We start from the raw sequence: 20,624 nt of genomic DNA, 5'->3' as shown, positions 1-20,624 counted from the left end.
GCCCATGAAGTTCCTGCTGTTCATCACCCCGACCATCCCGGCCACCTTCGAGGAGCGCGAACGCCTGCGTCCCATCGGCCGGAACAACGAGAAGTACCAGGAGATGCTCACCGAGGTCCGCGAGATCGCGCAGCTCGCGGACGAGGTCGGCTTCGACGTGCTCTCCACCACCGAGCACCACTTCCACTCCGAGGGGTTCGAGATCTCCGTCGCCCCGCTGCTGCTGTACGCAGACCTCGCCGCCCGTACCGAGCGCATCAAGTTCAGCCCGCTCGGTCTGGTGCTGCCCTCGTGGGACCCGCTCCGCGTGGCCGAAGAGATGGCGATGCTGGACCACCTCACCAAGGGGCGCGTCTACGGCGGCTTCGCGCGCGGCTTCCAGGACCGCTGGCTCAATGTGATGGGCCAGCACACCCGGGTGCGCGGCACCCCGATGGACGGCTCCGAGGCCGACGATCACAACCGCGCCGTGTACGAGGAGTACATGAAGATCGTCAAGATGGCCTGGACCCAGGAGACGATCGACTACAACGGTGAGTACTACCAGGTGCCGTTCCCCTACGAGCAGGGCATCACCCGTTGGCCCGCCCAGGAGTGGACCAAGAAGTACGGCGCCCCCGGTGAGCTCGACGAGAACGGTGTCATCCGCCGCGTCTCCGTCGTCCCCGCCCCGTACCAGCAGCCGCACCCGCCGCTGATGCAGCCCTTCTCCCTCAGCGAGAAGACCATCCGCTACACCGCCCGCGAGGACATCACGCCCTGGATCCTCGGCCCGCGTCCGGAGAAGTTCGTCGAGCTGTGCCGCGCCTACCAGGAGACCGCCGCCGAACACGGCCGCGACCTCAAGCTGGGCGAGGGGGTCGGTGCCATCCGCTCACTGCACTTCGCCGACACCGCCGAGGAGTTGTACGAGATCACCGAGCGCACCACCTACGCCGCCTTCAACGAATATCTGGGCGACTTCGGCTTCTGGGAGGCCTTCCGGCTGGCCGAGGACGACGAGAAGTTCCCCGGCCAGATGCTGCCGAAGAGCGAGTGGACGGTGCAGCGGATGTTCGACTCCCGGTACGCGCTCGGCGGCACGCCCGAGCAGGTCCGCGAGCAGGTCGCCGACGTCGCCTCCTGCTACGGCAACGGCGGGGAACTCAGCTGGTTCGGCCTGTACGTGGAGCAGGGACTGATGCCGCTGGAGGAGACGAAGAAGCACCTCCGCCTCTTCGGCGAACACGTCATCTCCCAGTACCGCTGACCGCCTTCCGCCCGACCCGGATGGGAACCGCCCATGGACTTCTCCTGGAACGACCGTCACCAGGCGGCGTACGACCGCATGCTGACCGGCGCCCGGGCCCTCGACGCCACCGGCACCCTCCCCTTCCGGGACCGCTGGCGGGCGTGCGCCGGCCTGGGCCTCACCGGCCTGTCGATCCCGGAGGAACTGGGCGGGCAGGGCTACGACGCCGTGACCACCGCCCGCGCCGTCGAGGCGGCCGGTCACGGCTGTGCCGACATGGGCCTGCTCTTCTCCGTCCTCGCCCACCTCTTCGCCACGGCCATGCCGCTCGCCGAACACGCCGATGCCGCCCTGCGCACGGAACTGCTCCCGCGGCTGGCCGCCGGCGAGCTGATCGGAGCCAACGCGATCACGGAGGAGGGGGCCGGTTCGGACGTCACCGCGCTCACCACCACCGCCCGGCGGCGTGACTCCCACTCCTACGTCCTCAACGGCACCAAGTCCTTCGTCAGCAACGCCCCGGTCGCCGACCTCCTCCTCGTCTACGCGGTCACCGACCCGGCCTTCGGCTTCCTCGGCGTCACCTGCTTCGCCGTGGACCGCGACACCCCCGGCGTCACCATCGGCGCTCCCTTCGCCAAACCGGCACTGACCAGCTGCCCGGCAGGGACCGTCACCTTCACCGACGCGGTGGTACCCGCCACCCGTGTCGTCGGGAAGCCCGGACAGGGCGCCGCCATCTTCCAGTCGTCCATGCGCTGGGAACGCAGCTGCCTTTTCGCCGCGTACCTGGGACAGATGTCCCGCCTCCTCGACACGTCCGTCCAACATGCCAGCAGCAGACGGCAGTTCAACGCGCCACTCGCCGCCAACCAAGCCGTCTCCCACCGCATCGCCGAGATGAAGCTCCGGCTGGAGACCGCCCGTCTCCTCCTCTACCGCACCTGCTGGCTCATGGACCGCGGCGAGGACACTCCGCTCGACATCGCGCTCGCCAAGCTCCACACCGCCGAAAGCGCCCTCCAGACCGCCCTGGACGCCGCTCAGCTCTTCGGCGGCGCCGCCTTCTCGACCCGTACGGACATCGAGCGCGCGCTCAGCGACGCGGTGCCGGCCCGCACCTTCTCCGGCACCTCCGACATCCAACGCGAGCTGATCGCCAAGGGGCTGGGACTGTGAGGCGCCCCCTTCTCCTCCACGACCTGGTGACCGAAGCGGCCCGCCGGACCCCCGACGCCCCCGCGGTCGCCGACGCCGCCACCACCCTCACCTACGCCGCACTCGACGCGCTGGCAGACGCGTGGGCGGGCGACCTCGCCGCCCTCGGCGTCACCGCGGGCGATCGTGTCGCCCTCTGGACCGACAAAACCGTACGCGCCGTCGCCGCCACCCAGGCCGCCCTCCGGCTCGGCGCCGTCTACGTCCCCATCGATCCGCACAACCCCGCCCGTCGCGCCGAGCAGATCATCCAGGACTGCGACCCCGCCGCGCTCATCACCACCCCTGACCGCGCACCGGCCCTCGCCCACCTGTCCACTCCCCTGCTCCTGGACGGCCCGCGGGCCTCCCGCGGCACGCCGGACGCCTACCCTCGCCCGCGCCTTACGCCCCAGTCCCCCGCGTACGTCCTCTACACCTCAGGCTCCACCGGCCGCCCCAAGGGCGTCTGCCTCAGCCACCGCAACGCCCTGGCATTCATCGACTGGGCGACCGAAACCCTCGTTCCCACGCCTGCCGACCGGTTCGCCAACCACGCCCCGCTCAACTTCGACCTGTCCGTCCTGGATCTCTACACCGCCTTCGCCGCCGGTGCCTCGGTCCACCTCATCCCGCCGGACCTCTCCTACTCCCCCCGGACACTGGCGTCCCTGCTCGCCGACCGGCGCCTCACCATCTGGTACTCGGTGCCCTCCGCCCTGATGCTGATGATGCGCGACGGCGGGCTCCTGGACCGCCCGCTCCCCCACTTGCGCGCGGTCCTCTTCGCCGGCGAGGTCTTCCCGCCCGACCACCTCCACCGCCTGCGCCGCCACTGGCCCGGCAAACGCTTCCTCAACCTCTACGGGCCCACCGAAACCAACGCCTGCACGGCGTACGAGCTCCCCCCGTACGACGGCACCCCGCCCGGCCCCGTACCCATCGGGCGCCCCACCTCCGCCAACACCTTCGCGATCCTCTCCCCCGACGACGAACTCGCCATCGCGGGCCCCACCGTCATGCTCGGCTACTGGAACCGCCCCCCGCACCACGGCTGGTACCGCACCGGCGACCGCGTACGCCTCGACGAGGAGGGCAACCTCCACTACCTCGGCCGGCTCGACGACACGGTCAAGATCCACGGCATCCGGATGCACCTCGCCGAGATCGAAGCAGCCCTCACCACCCATCCCCAGGTGTGGGAGGCGGCGGCCGTCACCACCGGCGATGCTCTCGACACCCGTCTGACCGCCTTCGTCGTCGCGGCGGGCCCCACCCCGCCCTCCCTCCTCGCCCTCAAGCGCCACTGCGCCACCCGGCTCCCCCGCTCGATCACCGTCGACGCCGTCCACTCCCTCCCCGCCCTTCCGCGCAACACCCGTGGCAAACTCGACCGCCACCAACTGCGCCAACGCCTGACGAGCTGACTCCCCGAGCGATCCGGGGTGCGGGACGGGGGGTGCGGGATGGGGGGTGCCGGTCCGGGGGCTATGCGCGGAGGCGGATTCCCTTGACGGCGGTGTCGAAGACCGGACGGTACTGGCTCCACTGCGCGTTCGGCGCGGAGAGGTAGACCACGTACTGCGTGCCGTCGGTGCCGCTGAAGGCCAGCTCCACCGCCCGGAACTCCCGCAGCCGGCCGTTGAAGGTGAACTCCCAGTACGCCGCGCGCCGTCCGCGGAACGTCGTGGGGGACATCCGGACCCGCTCATAGCCCGGGTTGTCGCGCCGGGTCTGGGCCTCTTCGGTATCGCGCCAGTGCTGGAGCGGATCGGTGCCCGCGAACTCGACGACGTCGACCCGCAGGCCGACCATCCCGGTCGGGTCGACGTAGGCGATTTCGCCGCCGGGTACGTTCTTGGGGGTCCAGCCGTTCCGTATGGGGACCGAGAAGCCCTGCCCTGCCTTGGCCAGGTGGTATCCGGCGGGCAGTGGTGGCGGCGCGGAGGGGCTGGGGCTCGGGTGGCCCCCAGGACGACTGCGGGCGTCGGTCGTGGAGGGCTGGGCGCTTGCGGAAGCCTTGGAGGTGGACTTCGGCCACAGCAGTACGCCGGCGGTCACGGTGGCGACGACCGCCACCGTCGCGACGACCCACTGCGCCGTGCGGCGGCCGCGCCGGCCGGGCCGGTCCTCTCGTGCGGGCGTCGCGGCGTCGCCCACGGCCTCGCCTGCCTGCTCGTGCTCCGGCCGCGTGGGTGACGTGAGGGGGACGGTCCCGGCCCGGGCAGCTCGGCTCAGGAGGCGTGCGGCCTCGTGTGCGTCCATGCGCTGGCCGGGTTGCTTCACCAGCAGCCCCTCGATCACCGGGGTCAGGTCCCCGGCCCGGTGCGGGGGTTCGTAGGTGTCGGCGGCAATGGCGTACGCCGTCTCGATCGCGGTCTCGCGGTGGAAGGGGTGGCGCCCTTCGACCGCCAGGTACAGGGTCACGCCGAGGGACCAGAGGTCGCAGGCGGGGCCGGGCTCGGCGATCCCGCTCCGGAGGCGTTCCGGCGCGAGGTACTGGATCGACCCGACCAGCTCACCGGTCCTGGTCAGCGAGGGCGTCCCCGACTCCACGGCGATCCCGAAGTCGGTGAGGACGATGCGTCCGTCGTTTCCCAGCAGCACGTTGGCGGGTTTGACGTCCCGGTGCAGCACTCCGGCGTCGTGCGCGGCGCGCAGGGCGGCGGCCATGCTGCTGCCGATCCGGGCCGCCTCGTCGGGTGGCAGCGCGCCCTCCCGCTTCAGGACGTCACTCAGCGTGACCGACGGGATGTACTCCATGACGATGCAGGGGAGCCCCTCGTCGTCGACGACGTCGTGCACCACGATCACATTGGGGTGGGCGATCCGGGCGGCGCTGCGGGCCTCGCGGCGGGTGCGCTCGTACAGCCGCTGGATCTCGTCGTCGTGCAGATGCGGCGGAACGTGCAGCTTCTTCAGGGCGACGTGCCGCGCGAGCAGTTGGTCCTCGGCCCGCCACACGGTGCCCATGCCCCCGCGGCCCACCCGCTCCACCAGCCGGTACCGACCGGCTATGAGACGCCCCAGCTCGGACACCGTAAGACCTTCTTTTCCCGCACGCCTGAGCACACCGAACAGATTGCGGAAGCACCCTAGCGCGTACTCCGCGTAGCGAATCGCATGGCCATGCCAGCGACCTTTCGTGCCTCGGCACGGCGATCGGTGCCCACCGGCAGGCCGCGGGGCGGGAGAAGTCGAGTGCGGGTGAGGTGGTGCGATGCGGCGACGGTGCGTCGCCGCATCGCGGCCTCCCTTCGTCCGGTGCCGGACCGGGAGGGTCAGACGGCGCGGCCGAGCCAGCCGGCCAGGCGGCGGTGGATTTCGGCGTCGTCCGGGACGGGACGGACCGCGGCGAAGGGCATCTCACCACCGCGCGGTTCGGCGGGCAGGACTTTCTGGGCGATGCTGAAGGCCAGGTGGCCCAGCTCCTGGTCCAACTCCGCGTCGGGGGCGATGACCTGGGCGATGTCCCAGGTGTGGGTGACGGTCTCCATCACATAGCCGCTCAGGGCGTTCCGGCCCGTGGCCGCACCCCACGGAACCTCGACCTCCCGGTCGAGCTTGTCGTCGTCCGCCCAAGCCGCTGCCGCGCGGGCGCGGGCCCGGCCGAGTGCGCCGGCCCAGTCGGTGTCGGCGATGACTCCGGCCGTCGCGGGCACGTCCCCTCCGCGGCCGCCCTCGCCGATGTAGGCGATCCGGTGGATCGCGCCGACGGTGTGGCTCAGCAGTGCCCGCAGGTCGTAGGCGTCACAGGGGGTCGGACGGCCGAGCAGGGCGGGGTCGAGGCCGCTCACCAGCTTCTCCAACTGGTCCAGGGCGTGGAGGAACTGGGGGCGGGGGTCGAACGCGTTCATGGACGCACCTCTCGTACGGGCCCGGACGGCGTGCGGGCCGATGGGGACACTCTGCGGGGGATACCTGACATCTACCGTCAAGTTTTCGCGGGTGCGGTACGAAAGCGGCGCGGCTGCCGTCCATCCGGGTGCTCCTGCCGGCCCGCGGGGCCCTGCCGCGACGGCGATTCCCCAGGCCGGAGGGCTCCGTCCGCACGCGTGCGGCTACTGGAGCGGCGTCCCCACGATCAGGAGCACGGCGGCGAGGTGGGCTATCACCCAGGCCAGCCGGTAGCAGATCGTGCGCCGATTCCTGGTCATGAGCAGGCGCTTGAAGGAGTCCTCCGCCCGTTCGAACTCGTCCGTGTCCGTCCACTGAACCCAGACGACCGGGAGGCAGAGCACGGAAGACGCGCCACTCGTCGCGAGCGCCGCGACGATCAGCGCCTTGCCGGTGGACGTCCCGTCCGGGACGACGGAGAGCACGATGGAGGCGGCGGCCATGAGGAGCGCGTCATAGCCGAGCAGGACCTGGGCCTTGGCGTCGAGGACGCTGAGGCATGAGTACAGGTACTCATGCTCGTAGACCTCTTCCTTGCGTGGTTCGAGCCGCCGGATGGCGGCGAGGTGCAGGGGCAGATGGTGGCCCCGGTAAGTGCCTTGGAAGAGCCAGGACATCAGACGTCCGCTCGGGTATCGCACAGCGCTGTCCCCCTTCAGCAGCTGGCTCCATTGAGCACGAAACTCTCGAAGAGCACAATGGGGGCATGGATCTCATTCGGGAACGGGCCCTGCTCGACGTCGCTTTGGAGGAGGCCCGCGCCGGTCTGGAAGAGGGCGGCGTCCCGATCGGGGCCGCGCTGTACGGCGCGGACGGCACCCTGCTCGGGAGGGGGCGAAACCGGCGCGTGCAGGACGGTGATCCCTCCATGCACGCCGAGACGGCCGCTTTCCGGGCAGCCGGACGGCAGCGTACGTACCGCGGGACGACCATGGTCACGACGCTCGCCCCCTGCTGGTACTGCTCCGGACTCGTGCGTCAGTTCGGCATCTCGCGTGTGGTGATCGGGGAGGCCCGGTCCTTCGAGGGCGGTCAGGCATGGCTCGCGGAGCACGGTGTGCGGATCGTGGTGCTCGACGACGCCGAATGCGTGGAGCTGATGCGCGACTTCGTCACGGCCAGACCGGAACTCTGGCTGGAGGACATCGGGGAGTCGGGGCCTTAGAGGTCCTCGCAAAGGTGCCGGCCCGTCAAGCGGGAGCCGGTGGAAGCGGCGCCCGCCTTCTCACAGGCGACGGCGAAGGCGGAGGTCTGACGCACCTCGGCCCTGCCCCTAGCCTTGCCGCATGCCAGAGCGGGGGCACGATGATGCCGCCCCCGCGAGCTTGCCCTGGAACCACAGGGGGCCGGTGGTGTCGATGAACGCCCGGAGCTGGCTGGCCGGGTTGCCGAAGCGGGTGGGCGTGCCGAACAGCACCGCGTCGGCCCACTCCAGGTCGTCGTGACCGGCCTCGGCGACGTCGGCGGTGTCCTCCAGGTGCCGCGCCCACTCCGGCCTGGCGCCGGCCGCCTCCGGTGGGGCCGTTTCGGCGACCTTGCGCAGGCGCACGGTGGCGCCGGCCTTCTCCGCGCCCTCGACGGCGGCTTGCGCCAAGGTATGTACGGTGCGGTGGAGCTGTAGTAGATGATCGCCACGTTCACGGGTTCCATGAGCGGTTTCCTTCGTGTGCGGGGTGGGTCTGGTCGCGTGCCGGTCCGCTCGGCGCCGGTCCGATCAGGTCGGACTGATCGGGCGCGGCCTGATCGGATGCGGTCCGATCGGTACGACGAGACAGCCCCGCGGGATGTGAGGTGACGTTCCGGCCTCACAGTTCGCCGCCCCGCCTCGTCGTAAGGGGTGAGGCCAAGCGTCCAAGGGAGCCGGTGACACCGATGAACCACCCGTCCGAGTCCACACCGGGACAGGGCCGGCCCGATCCGGGCCTGAGCGCGGTCATGAACGAGCGTCGTCAGCTGACCAACCTCGCGTACCGGCTGCTGGGCTCACTGGCCGATGCCGAGGACGTCGTTCAGGAGACCTACGCCCGCTGGTACGCCATGTCCCCACCACAGCAGGCGGCCATCGACTCCCCCGGTGCCTGGCTGACGACCGTCGCCAGCCGGATCTGCCTCGACCAGCTCGGGTCGGCGCGGGCCAGGCGCGAGCGCTACGTGGGCGAATGGATCCCTGAGCCGCTGCCCGACCGTACGGAGTGGATCGGCGCCCGACGTGGCGTCGCAGGCCGACGCGGTCCCGGCGGCCCGGCGCGCCGTCGTCGTCAGGGCCTTCAAGCAGGCCTGGGAGGCCAAGGACATCGACGCCCTCCTCGGTCTGCTGGCCCCCGACGCCACGGCGACCGGCGACGGCGGCGGACTCGTCACCGCCGCGCTCGACCCGGTCCGCGGCGCCGAGCAGGTCGCTCGTTTCTTCGCCGACCGGGCCGACGGGGCGGCCGCCGTGACGCTCGTGGAGCGTACGGTCAACGGGCAGCCCGGACTGGTGGCTCAACTGGCGGGCGCCACCGTATCGGTGATGGCGTTCGACGTCACGGGCGACCGGATCAGCCGCATCTGGGCAGTGCTCAACCCCGAGAAGCTGCGGTCCTGGACGACGGGCCGACAGCCGCTCGACGAGGGTGCGAGCAGCGCCGACGACCCCGGCCCGTCGTGGTGGGCGATCGGTGACCGCTTCGTCAGCCGCGTCCGGTGAACGGCTGGCCGACCCCGAGTCGGCGCAGGTCGGCGAGGATCTTGGGGTCCTGGGCGTCGAGCCAGTCGCAGAGCTGGCGGAAGGAGACCAGCCGGACGTCCTTGTGCTTGTCGTCGGCCATGTGCTTGAGCGCCTCCTCGACGGCGTCCATGTAGATGCCGCCGTTCCACTGCTCGAAGTGGTTGCCGATGAAGAAGGGCGCCCGGTTGGTCTCGTAGGCCCGCCGGAAGCCGGCGATGTAGGCCTCGGTGGCCTGCTTGCGCCAGCCCGGGTAGTTGGCCGGCGGGCCGTGGGTGACGTTCTTCGGCGACTGGTTGGCCGCGATGTTGTAGTCCATCGACAGGACGGGGAAGGAGTGTCCGGGGAACGGCATCTGCTGCAGCGGGAAGTCCCACAGCCCCTGCTTTTTGGTGGGCCAGATCTGGAGGCCGCCGGGCGAGCTGGCGTCGTAGCGCCAGCCGAGCTTGCGGGCGGTGGGCAGCAGGTTCTCCTGGCCGAGCAGTTGAGGGGTGCGGCTGCCGACGAGCTCCTTGGCATAGTCGAACGGGAGCGGTTCGAGGTCGGTGAAGCCGGTGTTGGTGCGCCACTTGGTGACGAAGGACATGGCCTGCTCGATCTCGGACTCCCACTGCGCGGGCGTCCAGTACTTGACCGAGCCCCGGCCCTCACCGCCGAAGTGCCCGTTGAAATGGGTGCCTATCTCGTGGCCCTCCAGCCAGGCCGCGCGCAGGTTCTTCAGCGTCGCCCGGATGTGGTCCTCGGTGAGGAAGTCGATGTCGGACGCGCCGACCGGGTTGTTCGGCGGCCGGTACAGGCGTCGCTTCGCCTCCGGCAGCACATAGATCCCGGAGAGGAAGAAGGTCATCGACGCGTTGTGGTCGCGGGCGAGTTTGCGGAACCGCGGGAAGAGACCGTTGCCGACCTCCCCCGCACCGTCCCAGGAGAACACCACGAACTGCGGCGGCTTCTGCCCCGGCTCCAGCCGCTCCGGCCTGGGCGGCTGATGGGGCTGTTTTCCGGTGTAGGCGGTCGAGCCGTCGCCTATCGGCTTGGCCTGCGGCCCCTTTCCGGGCTTGGTCCCGACCTTGTCGGAGTCCGACGACCCGGAGGTGGAGCAGCCCGCGACGGACAGCGCCGCTGCCGCGCCTGCACCGAGTCCGAGTACGCCCCTTCGGCTGAATTCCCGCATAACTGAACCAATCGCGTTTACTACCCAGAAGTCCTCTATCGGGACGTCCTGTGAGATGAGCTGATCAACGCCACGGTTCCGTCACAGCGGTGGAACTTCGCAGAGTGGCCGGAGCATCGACGCAGGGTCGTCCGCCTGCGTCCTCGCCGGGGCCCGCGAAGGGCTCGTCTCAGGCGCGGCCCGCGGCCAGGTCCATCAGGCGGGCGAGGACCCGGTCTCCGGAGGCGGCGAGCCCGTCGTGTTCCCACTCGTTGGTGACCCAGGCGCGCGCGGCGCCGATCGTGCGGGCGGTGTCCAGGGACAGTCCCGCGTCCACGTACATGTCGTCGTGGTAGACGACCGCGGCGAGCGGGACCTGGTTGGCGGCGAGGCGGTCCGGGTCGTACAGGGGCGGCCAGTCGGTACGCCGGGCGAGAAGGTCGGCGGCCTGCGCGAAGGGGCGCAGACCGCGGATGTCGTCGAACATCCAGGGGTAGATCATTTCGCCGGTGAACAGCAGGGGGTCAGCGGCCTCGGTGAATTCGGGGAAGGCGGTGAGGGCGCGGGAGGCCGCCCAGCCGGTGGGGCCGGCGCCCTGGCCGTAGAGGGTTTCCTGGAGGACGGCGAAGAGCGGGTTGTCGGTGAAGCCGGTGAGGCCCATCACCTGGTAGCGGAAGGTGTCGCTCAGTCCGCCGTGATCGTCCAGCGCTTCGTCGAGCAGCCAGTGCAGGCGCTCGAATCCGTCGCCCATGCCGAGCACCAGGCCGAGGGTGCGCAGCCGGCGGACGGTGAGCCGGTCCCCGTCGGGCAGCCGTACGTCCTGCGCGGTGAGCAGATCGGCCACCTGGCGCAGGCATCGGGCGTCGTCCGGATAGCGGGCGTAGAACTCGTGGACCCGGTCGCGCACCCGCGGGTAGGTGCGGGCGTACACGTCGTCGGCGGTGGCCGTGAGGCCGGGGAGGCCGCCGGCGACGTAGCAGGCCCGGAGTCCTTCCGGGGCCTGGGAGAGGTAGGTGAGGGTGAGGAAGCCGCCGTAGCTCTGGCCGAGTGTCTCCCAGGGGCGTCCACCGCCGAGCGTGCGGCGGATCAGCTCGGCGTCGGCGACGATCGAGTCCGCTCTGAAGTGGCCCAGGTAGGCGGCGAGTCGGGCCGGATCGCGGAAGCGCGCGGCGGACCGTGCGGTGACCGGGGTGGAGCGGCCGGTGCCCCTCTGGTCGAGGAGGAGGACGCGGTGCGTGGTCAGCGCGTGGGCCAGCCAGCCGGGCGAACTCCCCGACGGGCGGGGTGACTTGCCGCCCGGGCCGCCCTGCAGGTACAGCAGCCAGGGCAGTTCCTCGCCGGTGCGGGAGCGGTCGGTGATCTCGCGGGCGAATATGCGGAGGGTCTCGCCACCGGGGGCGGCGTGGTCCAGGGGGACCGTGAAGGTGTGGTCGACGGTGGCGTACGCGGGGTTCATGGGCCTTCCGGGGCGCGTGGGTGAGGTGTGGTGTTACCGGCGTGGGACAGTCTGTGGTCACCGCCGCGCCGGGGGAACTCCCGCTCGGCCATAACGCCGTGTTGTGCACGCCCCGCCCGCCCCGGGCGTCGTCCGTCCGTCAGCGGGAGTTCGGGCGGACGGCACCGCCGCGCCGGGCGGGCACGCGCCGCTGTCCGCTCTCCGCCCACAGGGACCGCACATGGCCCAGGTGGCGGGCCATGCACTTCTCTGCGGCCTTGGCGTTCCCGGCCACCATCAGGTCGAGGAGTTCGATGTGTTCCTCGGCCGAGGGGAGCAGCTGGTCGCGTTCGTCCAGGGCGGTCAGGCCGTACAGGCGGGACCGCTTGCGCAGGTCGCTGACGGTCTCCACGAGCCGGTCGTTGCCGGCCAGCGCGAGGAGGGAGAGGTGGAACTGGCGGTCGGCGTCGAGGTAGCCGATGAGGTCGTGCTCGCGGGCGGCACGCACGATCTCCTCGGCGACCGGGCGCAGCGCCTCCAGCTCCTCGCGGGACGCGCTGCGCGTGATGCGGCCGATCATGGGGACCTCGATGAGGGTGCGGATCTCGGTGTACTGGTCGAGGTCGCGCTCGTTGACCTCGGTGACCCGGAACCCCTTGTTGCGGACGGGCTCGACCAGGCCTTCGCGGGCCAGGTCGAGCATCGCCTCGCGCACCGGCGTCGCGGAGATGCCGAAGTCCTCCGCGAGGCCGGGTGCCGAGTAGACCTCGCCGGGTCGGAGTTCGCCCGAGATCAGGGCCGCCCGCAGGTGGTGGGCGACCTGGTCGCGCAGGCGCTCCCTGGTGGTGTTGAGATTGCGCTGCGTGAGGTGGCCCATGTCGTGGTGTTTCCCTTCGTGCCCTTGTCCCTCGTGGCCGAGCGGATCACCAGCGTACAATGTCACGTTGTTTTCGCAGGTGGCTACCGGTGTGCGGGGGCGAGGGTGTAGGTGCGGGCCGAGGTGTAGAAGTCCAGGGCGGCGCGGCCCTGTTCGCGTGGTCCGTGGCTGGATGCCTTGGTGCCGCCGAACGGCAGGTGGAAGTCGACGCCGGTGGAAGGGGCGTTGATCCGGATCATGCCGGTGTCGAGCCGGTCGAGTCCGTGCAGTGCCGTGTCGAGGGACGCCGTGTGCACCGAGGTGACCAGGCCGTACGGCACGGAGTTGGTCATTCGCACCGCCCCGTCCAGGTCGTCGGCGGGGAGCAGTACGGCGATCGGGCCGAAGGTTTCTTCCCGCAGGAGCGGGTGGTCCGGGGGGACGTTCTCCAGCAGGGCCGGCGCCGCGTACCAGCCGTCACTCGGGACGGGCGCGGGGGTGCCCACGAGGGCGGGCAGTCCCCGGCGGGCCTCGACGACCCGGTTGCGGGCCTGCTCGTCGATGAGGGGGCCGCAGACGGTGGCGGGGTCGGTGGGGGCGCCCACCGGCAGGGCCCGCAGGTGTGCGGCCAGCGCCTCGCGCAGCGGCGCGAGGGCCGCGCCGACCGCGATCACGCGGCTGGTGGCGGTGCACTTCTGGCCGGCGTATCCGGCGATCGCGGCGGCGATGTGGGCGGCCGCGGTGTCGATGTCGGCGTCCGGCAGGACGATCGCCGCGTTCAGCCCGCCCATCTCCACCTGTACGGGGACGCCCCGGGCGGTGGCGGTCCGTGCGACGGCCCGGCCGACCGCGGTGGAGCCGGTGAAGGAGATGACGTCGGCGGCCGAAACGACGGCGTCCCCCTCGGTGGCACCGCCGGGCAGCACCGTGAACACCCCGGGCGGCAGGGCCTGTTGCACGATCTCGGCCAGGCGCAGCGCACAGGCGGTGGCTTCGGGGGCGGGTTTGAGGACGACGGCATTGCCGGCCGCGAGCGCGGGGGCCGCCTTCCAGGTGGGGATCGCGAACGGGAAGTTCCAGGGGGTGATCAGGCCGGCGACGCCGTGCGGACGGCGGCGGGTGAGCAGCAGCCCGGGGCCGCCGGCCGTCTCGTGGACGGCGCCGGCGGGGTCGTACGGGGCCTGGGCGTAGTAGCGCCAGATCGCGGCGGCGCGGGCCACCTCGGCGCGGGCTTCGGTGACGGGTTTGCCCGCCTCGCGTACGGCGAGCGCGGTCAGTTCGTCCGCGGCCGCCTCGACGGCGACGGCGATCGCGCCGAGGGCCGCCGAGCGGGCGGCCGCGCCGCCGAGCAGCCAGCCGGGCTGTGCGGTGCGGGCGCGTTCGACGGCGTCGGCGGCGGCGAACGCGCCGGGCGCGGCGGTCTCCACGACCACGTCGGAGGGGTCGGCCGGGTTGCGGGAGACAACCGGGGCCAGGGCGGTGCTCACAGGAGGAAACCTCCGGGGAAGGGGTCGTCGGGGTCCAGGAAGTACTGGGCGGTGCCGGTGATCCAGGCCCGCCCGGTGATGCGCGGTACGACGGCGGGCACTCCGCCGGTCTCCGTCTCTTCGACCAGCCGTCCGGTGAAGCGGGTGCCGATGAAGGACTCGTTGACGAAGTCGCGGTGCAGGGGCAGGGCACCGCGGGCGTGCAGCTGGGCCATCCTGGCGCTGGTGCCGGTGCCGCACGGCGAGCGGTCGAACCAGCCGGGGTGGATGGCCATGGCGTGCCGGGAGTGCCGGGCGTCCGAGCCCGGGGCGGCGAGGTAGACGTGCTTGACGCCCGCGATCTCCGGCCGGACCGGGTGGACGGGCCGGTCGGGCGAGGCGTTGATCGCGTCCATGAGGGCGAGCCCGGCGGCGAGCAGGTCGTCCTTGCGGGCGCGGTCGAACGGCAGGCCCAGCGCGTCGAGGTCGACGAAGGCGTAGAAGTTCCCGCCGAAGGCGAGGTCGTACGTCACCGTGCCGTGGCCCGGGACGTCCGCGGTGAGGTCGAGGCCGACGCTGAAGGCGGGCACGTTGGTGAGGGTGACGGCCTTGGCCCGTCCGTCCTCGACCTGCACGTCGACGCTGACCAAGCCGGCCGGGGTGTCGAGGCGGACGGTGGTCACGGGCTCGGTGACCTCGACCATGCCGGTCTCGACGAGGACGGTGGCGACCCCGATGGTGCCGTGTCCGCACATCGGCAGGAGGCCGGAGACCTCGATGAACAGCACGCCGTAGTCGGCGTCCGGCCGGGTCGGGGGCTGGAGGACGGCGCCGCTCATGGAGGCGTGGCCCCGCGGCTCGTACATGAGCAGGGTGCGCAGGTGGTCCAGGTGCTCGATGAAGTGCAGCCGGCGCTCGGCCATGGTGGTGCCGGGGATCACCCCGACGCCGCCGGTGATCACACGGGTGGGCATGCCTTCGGTGTGGGAGTCGACGGCGTGGAAGACGTGGCGGGTGCGCATGGTCTCCTCCTGGTCAGCGGTGGCCGGCGGCGACGGCCTTCTCGGTGGCCGCCCGCACCTCGGCCTCGACGGCGCCGGACAGCGGCAGGCGGGGCGGCCGGGTGGGGCCTCCGTGGCGGCCGACGATGTCCATGGACAGCTTGATGGCCTGGACGAACTCGGTCCTGGAGTCCCACCGCAGCAGGGCGTGCAGGGACCGGTACAGCGGCAGCGCGGTGTCCAGGTCGTGGGCCACGGCGGCGCGGTAGAGCTCGGCGCAGGCGGCGGGGAAGGCGTTGGGGTATCCGGCGATCCAGCCGACCGCGCCGGCCAGCGCGAGCTCCAGGAGTACGTCGTCCGCGCCGATCAACAGGTCCAGATCGGGGGCGAGTTCCGCCAGCTCGTAGGCGCGGCGCACATCGCCGGTGAACTCCTTGACCGCCACGATGCTGCCCTCGCCGTGGAGGCGGGCGAGGAGCGCGGGGGTCAGGTCGACCTTGGTGTCGATGGGGTTGTTGTAGCCCACGATCGGCAGGCCGGCCCGGGCCACTTCGGCGTAGTGGGCCCGTACGGCGGACTCGTCGGCGCGGTAGGCGTTGGGCGGCAGCAGCAGGACGCTGCCGCAGCCCTCTTCGGCGGCCTGCTCGGCCCAGCGGCGCGCCTCGGCGCTGCCGTACGCGGACACTCCGGGCATCACGCGCGCGCCGTCGCCGGCGGCCGCGACGGCGGTGCGCACCACCCGGGCTCGTTCCTCGTCGGTCAGGGTCTGGTACTCGCCCAGGGAGCCGTTGGGGACGACGCCGTCGCAGCCGTTGTCGAGGAGCCGGCGGACGTGGTCGGCGTAGGCGTCGTGGTCGACGGAGCGGTCCGCGCGCAGGGGGAGGGCGGTGGCGACCATGATGCCGCGCCAGGGGCGTTCGGCGCTCCAGGTCGTGGCGGTGGAGGTGGCGGTCATGAACGAACCCTTCTGTGACATACGGTACTTACCGTGGCGTGTGACATTGCATGAAGCGGTGGGTGGTGCCCGTGGGGTCGGGGCGTCCGTCAGGCACCGGCGCCCTCCTCCGGATCGTCGCTCTCCTCCGGCCCGCCGGCCTCCGATACGGCCGTCTCGGCGAGGGCGCCGAGCACGTCCAGCCGGACCGGTACGGCCAGCGGCCGGCGCTCCGGCGACGGTGGCGGCTCTGCCCCCGGTCCCTCCGCGGCCAGGCAGGCCACGGCGGTCCCGCACATCCGGCCCTGGCACCAGCCCATACCGGCGCGGGTGAGCAGTTTGACGGTGCGGGCGTCCCGGGCGCCGTAGTCGGTGACCGCCTCCCGGATGCGGCCGGCGGGGACCTCCTCGCAGCGGCACACGTCCGTGCTGTCGTCGAGCCACCGGCTCCATCCGGCGCCGGGCGCGTGTGCCGCGGCCATCACGGAAGCGAAGGCGCGCATCCGGTCGCGCCGGCGGCGCAGTGCACGGACCCGCCCGCTCGCGGTGAGCGCGGGCCGCCCGCCCAGCCGGGCCGCGATCGCGATGCCCGCCATCTCGCCCTCCACGCAGGCGAGTTGAACGCCGCCGATGCCGCCCGTCTCGCCCGCCGCCCAGATGCCGGGGACCGAGGTCTCCTGCTGTGCGTCGAGGTCGAGGGCGTGGCTGCCGTCCCGGGTGCGCCGGGTGGCACAGCCCAGGCCGGTGGCGAGTTCCAGTTGCGGGACGAGGCCGAAGCCGACCGCGAGGGCATCGCACACGATCCGGCGACCGGACCCCCGTACGGGCCGCCAGTCGCGGTCGAGCCGGGAGACCGTGACGGCCTCCACCCGGTCGGCCCCGTGCACCTGGGTCACCGCGCTGCGGGTGCGCAGCCGCACCCCGTGCCGCAGCAGGGCCGTGCCGTGCACCGCCGCCTCGGCCATCTTGGGTGCGTTGGCGGCGAGGACGCGGGGGTGGCGGGCGTAGCCGAGGTAGCCGGACGCCTCGATCACCGCCGGGACGCGGGCCCCCGCCTTGGCGAGCGAGGCGGCGACGGCCAGCAGCAGCGGACCGCTGCCCGCCACCACGACATGCCGCCCGGGCAGCACCAGGCCGGACTTCAGCATCGCCTGCGCTCCCCCGGCACCCACCACGCCCGGCAACGTCCAGCCGGGGAAGGGCAGTTGACGCTCGTAGGCACCGGTCGCGAGCAGCACCGCACGGGCCCGGACCCGGACCGGGCGCTCGCCGTTGCCGTCCGCTCCGGTGACGGCGTGCACGTCCCACAGGCCCTCGGGCTCGGCGCGGACGACGGTCCAGACGTGGTGACCGGCGAGCGGGGTCGCGCCGCTGTCGGCCAGGCGGCGGCGCAGACCGGTGAAGGTGGACCAGTCGTGGTGCAAGGCCTCGGGGCGGGTGGCGCCGAGGGCCGGGGCGGGGTGCCGGTAGAACTGTCCGCCCGGGTCCGAGGCCGTGTCCAAGAGGGCGACGGACAGGCCGAGTTCGGCGGCGGTGACGGCACCGGCGAGGCCCGCGGCGCCGGCCCCGATCACCGCGAGGTCGTACTCCGGGTCCTCAGACGGCGAGTTCGGCACGGCCGTGTCCCTCCTGGGTCGTGACGGCGTCGCCGGGCCGCGCCGGGACCAGGCAGGCCCGGCGGTTGGGTTCCCCGTTGACGGTGGCCAGGCAGTCGAAGCAGTGCCCGATGCCGCAGAAGGCGCCGCGCGGCCGGCCGCCGACGCGGGTGGTGCGCCAGGCGAGGATGCCGGCGGCCCACAGCGCGGCGGCCAGGGACTGGCCGGGCAGCGCGGTGATCGGGCGGCCGTCGAAGGTGATCTCGAAGGCGGTGTCGGGCACCGCGCCGACGAGCTCGGCGGGGCTGCGGTCACGCGCCATGGCGCGGCTCCTTTCGCGGGAGGTCGGTGCGGGGTCGGCGAGGGGCGGGGGAAGCGGTCATCAGGCCTCTCCCCCGTCGAACCGGTCGGGCCTGAACGGTGTGATGTCCACCGGGAGTTCGCCGTCCGCCAGGGCCTCCGCGATGATCCGTCCGGTGGCCGGGGCGAGGCCGATGCCCGCTCCTTCGTGGCCGCAGGCGTGCAGCAGTCCCGGCCGGCGCGGGTCGGGTCCGATCGCGGGCAGGTGGTCGGGCAGGTAGGGGCGGAAGCCCGCGTAGGTCCGCACGGCCCGTACGGCGGCGAGGGCCGGGAAGAGCCGTACGGCCTGCCCGGCGAGGCGGCGCAGTGCCGCCACGGACAGCGAGCGGTCGAATCCCACCCGCTCCCGGCTCGCGCCGATCAGCACCGGGCCCGCGGGGGTGCCCTCGACGACGGCGGAGGTCTGCAGGGCCGCCGAGTCACTGGCGACGTCGGCGACGTAGTCCGCGGCGTACACCTTGCGCCGCACCAGGCGCGGCAGCGGCTCGGTGACCAGCACAAAGCCGCGCCGGGGCCGCACCGGCAGCGCCACGCCGGCGAGCCGGGCCACCTCGCCGCCCCATGTCCCCGCCGCGTTCACGACGTAGGGGGCCCGGAGCTCGCCGGAAGGCGTCCGTACTCCCCGCACCTCACCGTGGGCACCGGTGAGGATCGCGGTGACCTCCTCGCCGAGTCGGAGGCACACCCGGTCGCCGGCCGCGCGCAGCAGGTGGGCGGCGGCGAGGGCGGGCTGCACCTGGGCGTCCTGCGGGTAGTGGACGCCGCCGGCGAGGCCGGGGGCGAGGTGCGGCTCCAGCTCGCGGAGCCGCCCGCCCGGCACGACTTCCGTCGTGACCCCGGCCGCCGCCTGCCGTGCGGCGAATTCCCGCAGCGCGGCCAGGCCCGTCTCGGCGGAGGCGACGACGAGGCCGCCCTTGGCCTCGTACTCGACCCGCGCCGGGAGCATCTCGGCCAGTTCCCGCCACAACTGCGTGGAATACAGGGCGAGTTCGAGCTCGGGGCCGGGTTCCTTGTCGGAGACCAGGAGGTTGCCTTCGCCGGCGCCCGTGGTGCCGCCGGCGACGGAGCCGCGGTCGAGCACGGTGACGCTCAGACCCCGCCGGGCCGCGTAGTAGGCGCAGGCGGCGCCGACCACGCCCGCACCGATGACGATGAGATCCGGAGAGTTTCTCGTGGGCACGTCAGTAATATTTCACATTGCACCAGCGTTGCCAAGAGATCTCCCGTCCTCGCGTCAATTCCCCTGTCCGCGGCCCGTAACGCCCTCGCGCGGCCGGTGACCTCAGCCCTCCGCCAGCTCCCCCATCCAGGTCTCCACGGCCTCCGGCGTCCGCGGCAGGGCGCCCGACATCAACCGGGCCCCGTCCGCCGTGATCACCAGGTCGTCCTCGATCCGTACGCCGATGCCGCGCAGGCCGGGCGGGAGCGTCTCGTCGTCCGGCTGGAGGTAGAGCCCCGGCTCGACCGTCAGCACCTGCCCTTCCGCCAGCACTCCGTCGAGATAGGCCTCGGCCCGGGCCTGGGCGCAGTCGTGCACGTCGAGCCCGAGCATGTGCCCGCTGCTGCAGAGGGTGTAGCGGCGATGGAAGTCCCCTTCCGGGCTCTTCAGGACACCCCATTCGGTGAGCCCCTCCGCGATCACCCGCATCGCCGCGTGGTGGAAGTCACGGAACCGCGCCCCCGGCCTCAGGGCGGCGATGCCCGCCTCCTGGGCCGCGAGGACCAGCTCGTACACCTGCCGCTGCACCGGGGAGAAGCGCCCGGAGAGCGGCAGGGTGCGGGTGATGTCGGCGGTGTAGAGGGTGTCGGTCTCCACGCCGGCGTCCAGCAGGAGCAACTGGCGGGCGTCCAGGGGGCCGTCGTTGCGTATCCAGTGCAGGACGCAGGCGTGGGCGCCACTGGCCGCGATCGTCTCGTACCCCGTGCCGTTGCCCTCGGCGCGGGCCCGCAGCCCGAAGACCCCCTCGATCCAGCGCTCGCCGCGCGGATGGGCGAGGGCGCGCGGCAGGCTGCGGACGACGTCCTCGAACCCGGCGGTCGTGTGGTCGACGGCGAGCTGCAGCTGCGCGACCTCCCAGGCGTCCTTGATGAGCCGCAACTCGCTGAGTACGGAGGCGAGTTGGCGGTCCGTGGCGGCGTTGCGGCCCGGCGGCAGGGCACCGAGGCCGTCCAGGTGGACGCAGCGGACGCCGGTCATGCGCTCGGCCTCTGCGAGGTCGGGGCGGCGGCCGACCCAGAACTCGCCGTAGCGCCGGTCCCGGCAGAAGCCGCTGTCGGTGCGCGGGGAGCGGGGCCGGAGGTAGAGCACCGCTTCGTGCCGGTGCGGTCCGTCCGGCTCCAGGACCAACACGTGCCCGGCCTGGTCCTCGCCGGTCAGGCCGGTGAGCCAGGCGTAGGCGCTGTGCGGGCGGAAGCGGTGGTCGCAGTCGTTGGAACGGACCGTGAGTTCACCAGCCGGGACGATCAGCCGTTCGCCGGGGAAGCGGGCGGAGAGGCGCTGCCGGCGGGCGGGGGTGACCTCGGCGGCGGGCAGCCGGAGGGCGTCCGGCAGCGGCGTCGCCGCCCAGCCGCTCGCCAGGAACCGTTCCAACTCCGGCGTGACGGGCAGGTCATGGCTGACGGTGCGCGGGGCGGTGGGAACAGCTTCCGTCATGGGTTCTCCTCCTCGGTCGCAGAACGAGTGGCAGAGCAAACGCGCCGCCCCTGGGGGCAGTTCGCCTCGGGCACAGCTGGGTAACGGGGCGGCCGACACCTTGTCAGTGCAATTTCACATTACTATTTTACGGGTCACCTTC

17 protein-coding genes and 2 pseudogenes are annotated in these 20,624 nt (G+C 72.3%); 5 read left to right on the top strand and 14 right to left on the bottom strand.

Features of this window, described 5'->3' with window-relative positions; genetic code table 11:
• The first annotated feature begins 4 nt into the window (after window positions 1–4).
• The 3 genes from AB0G35_RS24540 to AB0G35_RS24530 are packed head-to-tail and all read left to right on the top strand — an operon-like array spanning window position 5 to window position 3,855.
• Entirely contained in the window at window positions 5–1,249 is a 1,245-nt protein-coding gene (locus AB0G35_RS24540) for an LLM class flavin-dependent oxidoreductase (RefSeq protein WP_360953323.1), read from the top strand.
• 33 nt (window positions 1,250–1,282) lie between these two features.
• Window positions 1,283–2,410, top strand: coding sequence for an acyl-CoA dehydrogenase family protein (locus AB0G35_RS24535; RefSeq protein ID WP_360953320.1), 1,128 nt, complete (start codon window positions 1,283–1,285; stop codon window positions 2,408–2,410).
• Window positions 2,407–3,855, top strand: a complete 1,449-nt coding sequence (locus tag AB0G35_RS24530; protein WP_360953317.1) for an amino acid adenylation domain-containing protein — start codon at window positions 2,407–2,409, stop codon at window positions 3,853–3,855. The genes AB0G35_RS24535 and AB0G35_RS24530 overlap by 4 nt, the downstream gene beginning before the upstream one ends.
• A 61-nt stretch (window positions 3,856–3,916) precedes the next feature.
• On the opposite strand, the gene AB0G35_RS24525 is transcribed toward AB0G35_RS24530, so the two are convergent.
• The 3 genes from AB0G35_RS24525 to AB0G35_RS24515 form a co-directional block, all read right to left on the bottom strand.
• Entirely contained in the window at window positions 3,917–5,467 is a 1,551-nt protein-coding gene (locus tag AB0G35_RS24525; RefSeq protein ID WP_360953314.1) for a serine/threonine-protein kinase, read from the bottom strand.
• A 242-nt stretch (window positions 5,468–5,709) separates the two neighbouring features.
• On the bottom strand, window positions 5,710–6,285 hold the full coding sequence (locus tag AB0G35_RS24520; RefSeq protein ID WP_360953311.1) for a TIGR03086 family metal-binding protein: 576 nt from the start codon (window positions 6,283–6,285) through the stop codon (window positions 5,710–5,712).
• Window positions 6,286–6,489: 204 nt separating this feature from the next.
• Window positions 6,490–6,942, bottom strand: coding sequence for a hypothetical protein (locus tag AB0G35_RS24515; protein ID WP_360953308.1), 453 nt, complete (start codon window positions 6,940–6,942; stop codon window positions 6,490–6,492).
• A gap of 89 nt (window positions 6,943–7,031) precedes the next feature.
• Between AB0G35_RS24515 and AB0G35_RS24510 the strand changes: the two genes are divergently transcribed.
• Entirely contained in the window at window positions 7,032–7,490 is a 459-nt protein-coding gene (locus tag AB0G35_RS24510) for a nucleoside deaminase (RefSeq protein WP_360953305.1), read from the top strand.
• 153 nt (window positions 7,491–7,643) lie between these two features.
• Here AB0G35_RS24510 and AB0G35_RS24505 read toward each other — a convergent pair.
• Window positions 7,644–7,975: pseudogene (locus AB0G35_RS24505) on the bottom strand (NAD(P)H-dependent oxidoreductase); the annotation flags it as partial.
• Between the two features lie 222 nt (window positions 7,976–8,197).
• Between AB0G35_RS24505 and AB0G35_RS24500 the strand changes: the two are divergent.
• A pseudogene (locus tag AB0G35_RS24500) lies at window positions 8,198–9,014 on the top strand (sigma factor).
• Here the strand turns inward: AB0G35_RS24500 and AB0G35_RS24495 are convergent.
• The 10 genes from AB0G35_RS24495 to AB0G35_RS24450 form a co-directional block, all read right to left on the bottom strand.
• Complete coding sequence (locus tag AB0G35_RS24495) at window positions 8,998–10,203, bottom strand: hypothetical protein (protein WP_360953302.1); 1,206 nt, start codon at window positions 10,201–10,203, stop codon at window positions 8,998–9,000. The pseudogene AB0G35_RS24500 and the gene AB0G35_RS24495 sit on opposite strands and share 17 nt — an antisense overlap.
• Window positions 10,204–10,372: 169 nt before the next feature.
• Complete coding sequence (locus AB0G35_RS24490; RefSeq protein ID WP_360953299.1) at window positions 10,373–11,638, bottom strand: alpha/beta fold hydrolase; 1,266 nt, start codon at window positions 11,636–11,638, stop codon at window positions 10,373–10,375.
• A 139-nt stretch (window positions 11,639–11,777) separates the two neighbouring features.
• On the bottom strand, window positions 11,778–12,494 hold the full coding sequence (locus tag AB0G35_RS24485) for a GntR family transcriptional regulator (protein ID WP_360953296.1): 717 nt from the start codon (window positions 12,492–12,494) through the stop codon (window positions 11,778–11,780).
• Window positions 12,495–12,577: 83 nt separating this feature from the next.
• The gene (locus tag AB0G35_RS24480) at window positions 12,578–13,960 is read right to left on the bottom strand and encodes an aldehyde dehydrogenase family protein (RefSeq protein ID WP_360953293.1); all 1,383 of its coding nucleotides are present in this window, start codon (window positions 13,958–13,960) and stop codon (window positions 12,578–12,580) included.
• Window positions 13,957–14,961, bottom strand: a complete 1,005-nt coding sequence (locus AB0G35_RS24475) for a proline racemase family protein (RefSeq protein WP_360953290.1) — start codon at window positions 14,959–14,961, stop codon at window positions 13,957–13,959. The genes AB0G35_RS24480 and AB0G35_RS24475 overlap by 4 nt, the downstream gene beginning before the upstream one ends.
• A gap of 13 nt (window positions 14,962–14,974) precedes the next feature.
• Entirely contained in the window at window positions 14,975–15,895 is a 921-nt protein-coding gene (locus tag AB0G35_RS24470) for a dihydrodipicolinate synthase family protein (RefSeq protein ID WP_360953287.1), read from the bottom strand.
• Between the two features lie 89 nt (window positions 15,896–15,984).
• A complete protein-coding gene (locus AB0G35_RS24465; protein WP_360953284.1) occupies window positions 15,985–17,490 on the bottom strand; it encodes an NAD(P)/FAD-dependent oxidoreductase in 1,506 nt (501 codons plus the stop codon).
• The gene (locus AB0G35_RS24460; RefSeq protein ID WP_360953281.1) at window positions 17,471–17,791 is read right to left on the bottom strand and encodes a (2Fe-2S)-binding protein; all 321 of its coding nucleotides are present in this window, start codon (window positions 17,789–17,791) and stop codon (window positions 17,471–17,473) included. The genes AB0G35_RS24465 and AB0G35_RS24460 overlap by 20 nt, the downstream gene beginning before the upstream one ends.
• A gap of 60 nt (window positions 17,792–17,851) precedes the next feature.
• The gene (locus tag AB0G35_RS24455) at window positions 17,852–19,009 is read right to left on the bottom strand and encodes an FAD-binding oxidoreductase (RefSeq protein WP_360953278.1); all 1,158 of its coding nucleotides are present in this window, start codon (window positions 19,007–19,009) and stop codon (window positions 17,852–17,854) included.
• A 102-nt stretch (window positions 19,010–19,111) separates the two neighbouring features.
• A complete protein-coding gene (locus AB0G35_RS24450; protein ID WP_360953275.1) occupies window positions 19,112–20,482 on the bottom strand; it encodes an aminopeptidase P family protein in 1,371 nt (456 codons plus the stop codon).
• Window positions 20,483–20,624 lie beyond the last annotated feature (142 nt).

The sequence above is a fragment of the Streptomyces sp. NPDC021749 genome (assembly GCF_040640655.1).
Taxonomy (GTDB): Bacteria; Actinomycetota; Actinomycetes; order Streptomycetales; family Streptomycetaceae; genus Streptomyces.
The sequence above is the reverse complement of the archived record's forward strand: the minus strand, read 5'-3'. Positions and strand labels throughout refer to the sequence as shown.